The sequence below is a fragment of the Flavobacteriales bacterium genome (genome assembly GCA_020435415.1).
Classification (GTDB): domain Bacteria; phylum Bacteroidota; class Bacteroidia; order JACJYZ01; family JACJYZ01; genus JACJYZ01.
In genome coordinates this window covers 1-3,769 of sequence record JAGQZQ010000152.1, presented here as the reverse complement: position 1 = coordinate 3,769, position 3,769 = coordinate 1, and the positions used below count along the sequence as shown (strand labels likewise).

General features: G+C 49.1%; 3 protein-coding genes and 1 tRNA gene. 1 reads left to right on the top strand and 3 read right to left on the bottom strand.

Annotated elements, in window-relative coordinates:
• A partial coding sequence (locus tag KDD36_14870; protein MCB0397931.1) for a T9SS type A sorting domain-containing protein occupies positions 1–760 on the top strand: 760 nt, incomplete at its 5' end.
• A 177-nt stretch (positions 761–937) separates the two neighbouring features.
• On the opposite strand, the gene KDD36_14865 is transcribed toward KDD36_14870, so the two are convergent.
• From KDD36_14865 to KDD36_14855, 3 genes are all read right to left on the bottom strand, one after another.
• Positions 938–1,021: transfer RNA gene (locus KDD36_14865), tRNA-Leu, on the bottom strand.
• A gap of 191 nt (positions 1,022–1,212) precedes the next feature.
• On the bottom strand, positions 1,213–2,562 hold the full coding sequence (locus KDD36_14860; GenBank protein MCB0397930.1) for a hypothetical protein: 1,350 nt from the start codon (positions 2,560–2,562) through the stop codon (positions 1,213–1,215).
• Positions 2,563–2,573: 11 nt separating this feature from the next.
• Positions 2,574–3,692: a dipeptidase gene (locus KDD36_14855; GenBank protein ID MCB0397929.1), complete on the bottom strand. Its 1,119-nt coding sequence runs from the start codon at positions 3,690–3,692 to the stop codon at positions 2,574–2,576.
• Positions 3,693–3,769 lie beyond the last annotated feature (77 nt).

The following is a 3,769-nucleotide window of genomic DNA, read 5'->3' as shown; positions in this document are numbered from 1 at the left end:
ATGGAATGGAACAGGAAAGGTAAAACGCTATCAACTGGACGGAACTTTTGTTGATGATTTCACTGCGGTGGGTGTTTCGCAAAGTATCGGGCTGGACTGGGACCAGTCCGGTAACCTGTACGTGTCATCTTATGGTGGAAAGCTCGTCAGGAAATTCGATACCGCAGGTCAGGATTCCGGCGTATTTATCTCCGCCAATCTGCTCGGGCCAACCAATATCTGGTTTGATGTCAACGGTGATCTGCTGGTGACGGACTACAACGGAACAGCCGTAAAAAGATTCGATCATTCTGGCACATACCTTGGTGATTTTATAACTGGGCTGAGCAAGGCAGAAGGTATGGCCTTCCTGCCGGATGGGCATATCCTTATCGGCAATGGTGCTTCGAAGTCTGTCAAAGAATTTGATGCCGGAGGAGCTTATGTGGGTGAAAGGATAAGCGGGGGATCAGGTGGATTGCTTACGCCCAATGCCGTTGTGATACGGGAAGTGGCCTCATCAGGCCTGAATGAAATTGATAGGCACCAATGGGCCGTCACGCCTTCCCTGGGCGTAGAATTTAAATTATCAATCCCCGAGACCATGGACGTTCAAATGGTGGCCGTGTATGATATGTTGGGGAATGTGGTGGAGGAGTTGTCAGCTTCATCAACTGGTACATGGAATGCACAGGATCATCCGCAAGGCATCTATCTGATCGCCGTGGCAACTTCCGATGGCCTCATGACATCACACCGTGTGGTGGTGAAGCGAAATTGAAGGATGTTGGATGATGTGAGATATAAGACTTGAGATATCAGACTTGAGATATCAGACATGAGATGTAAGACATAAGACAGTCAGAGTCTCTGATAGTCTAAACTCTGATAGTCTGAAATCTGACATCTGCCAGTCTGAAATAAAAAAACCCCTCACAAACGTAAGGGGTTTTTTCTGTGCCCGGGACTGGAATCGAACCAGCACGGCATTGCTACCACTAGCTCCTGAAGCTAGCGCGTCTACCAATTCCGCCACCCGGGCAAGTATGTCCGACAAAAGCATATCGGATATGTGAAAAGAACAAATCAAAAACTTAAACCCAGTAATTGCAATGGCAGCCAAGCGCGCCTGCCTGCCGTAGCTTTAGCAGAGGCAGGTCTACCAATTCCGCCACCCGGGCATTATTCGGGTCTGCGAAAGTAAAACAATTTTGGGAATCCCCCAAGACCCAATCACCTCCCTGTCGTACCCTTCTTCCTGACTTTAAAATGCAGACCCAGTCCCAGCGATAAATGTTGATTGGTAAAATATTCTTCGTTTTCTGAGATCTCCGAAGAAAGCAGCCATCCTGAGGGTGGAAGGGGGGTGACATCCACAACGCCTCCCTGGACAGGAACACGGTCATCTCTGAGGGTTTTCAGGTAATCGATTCGCTGATCCACGCGTGCTGCATAACGTGTGACTATGGGCCATTGTATGAGCAAAAAAACGAGATTCAGGGCGAGAATGGCCGCGAATACCGGATGGACCGAAACCTTCCTGTTAGGCTGCCACCTCCTACTCAACCATAGTACACCCGCAATACAAACGACCTGACTGTATAGTGCCAGGGGAGATAAAACCCTGTCCGGGGCAACATCCTGGGTTAGTATGGATATGGGGAACAGGTGAACCATCACCAGGATAAGCCAGCCCAAAATGATCCTGGCCATCAGGCGGGAGCTGACCCTTGGCAGGTATGGTGAAACGATCAGCCATGGAATGGAGAACAGCAGCAACATGGGAAGTCTGGACGGCCAGATGAGCAGGAGGTAACGCCCGATATTCTTCAGCCACATCATGCAACCACGTGTCAGGGAAAATTCAGGCAAGTGGTATGCCCGCACCGCATTGCCGGGACCGGCCAGAAGACTTACGTATGCAACACAGAGCACGATCATGGCGAGGATAAGTACCGGTGAATTTTTCTTCCGGAGAACCATAGCAAATGAAACAATGGCCAGTGCACCGGTTACCTCATTGGATGCCCCGGCATAAATCGCAGCCATGATCATGAGTACGCTGTTTACAGTCGTGGTTTTATGGAATGCACAAGACAGCAGGACCAGCCAGGAGATTGTGCTCCATTGATAGGCCGCAGCAGCACAGATCCACAACCAGCTTTCGCCGATGCCACTGGTACCCAGAAACCATCCGTTTACAAATAATACAGCGAATAACAGGGTGGTTTTTACGGAAGGCACGAGTAGTTTAAGGCAGCGGTATGTCGCCCAGATAGTCGCTGTTAAGGTGAGGCAACCCCATATAAACAGAGCTGCAGGATGCTGAAAACCCAACCAGAAATGACTATGCAGGATGGCGGGCCAACGCGCATTCCATCCCATGTAGAAACTGTATGTTCCTTTAAAAATACCAGCAGAATGTGCACTGTGCAGCAAGGCATAGTCATCGCGTGACAAACGATTGAAGTAGGCCAGCACACCAAACAGGCCAATAAATGACAGGCAGCTTAAGACCAAAAGCCACCGGGGTGGAATTCTGAAAGTATCTTCGGGAGCAATACCTGCAAGGTCTGCTGACATTCCCACGGTAATTAACTGGCGGCCTGAAGTTCTGCGGCTTTCTGTTCGGTTTGCTTCCAAACCCGGAACAGGTTACCGGAGCATATCTTTTCTATATCTTCTTCACTATACCCACGATTCAATAGTTCTTCAATCAGGTTCGGGAATTTGGATACATCTTCAAGTCCCTTTGGCAGGGTGGGACCTACACCGTCATAGTCGGATCCAAGTCCCACAGCATCTATTCCGGCAATCTTCACAACGTGATCGATGTGGTCTGCCACTTCCTTCAGGTCCACTACCTGCAGTCCTTCCTCTTCTATCATCTTCTTACGTTTTTCGGTAGCTTCAGCAGCGTGTGGATCAACATTGTTTTCTTTTGCCCATTGGTCAAGCTTTTCACGAAGTACAGTACTCTTTTTGTTAAAGTCCCCACTGATAAAGGAAGATCCGAAGTTGATCTGGATAACACCACCGGCCTTTGCCAGCGCAATGATCATTTCGTCGCTCATGTTGCGTTCAAAACCCGGTACGAATTTACGGCAGGATGAATGGGAGGCAATCGGCGGAACCTGGCTGATCTTAAGTACATCCCAGAATGTACTGTCGTCCACATGGGAGATATCCACCATGATACCCAGGCGATTCATTTCTTTCACCACATCTTCACCGAATTTACTGAGGCCGTGATGTACGCGGACAGTATCATATGAAGAATCACAAATGCGATTCACCTTGGAATGGGTGAGGGTGATGTAGCGTATGCCCCGGTCGTAAAAATGTTTCAGGTTGGCAAGATCATCTTCGATGCCTGCGCCGTTCTCCATCCCCATTGCCAGTAAAACTTTATTCTGTCCCAGGTTCTCATTTACCTGTAGCATGGTGTGAACCACCTTGAACTTGTCGGGGTTGGCTTTTTCAAAACCCTCCACCATATCTATCAGGGAATCGGCCAGGGCTTTGGCGCCCCCTTTTTCCTGGTAGTCCGCCGGAATATATATGGACATGAATGGCACATCCAGTCCGCCTTCCATACAACGTACATAGTCAAAATCACCTTTGACGGTACGTTGTGAAATGTCTTCCCATTCCTCATTCAGACGGTAAGGCACATCAATATGTGTATCGGTTATGGTAAACCTTTTGGCCAACTCTACGGCTTTGGCATGATTCGAGGCGGTTGTATCGGCTTGGGTCGGTTCACCATCCTGTGAGTCTCCGGCGCATG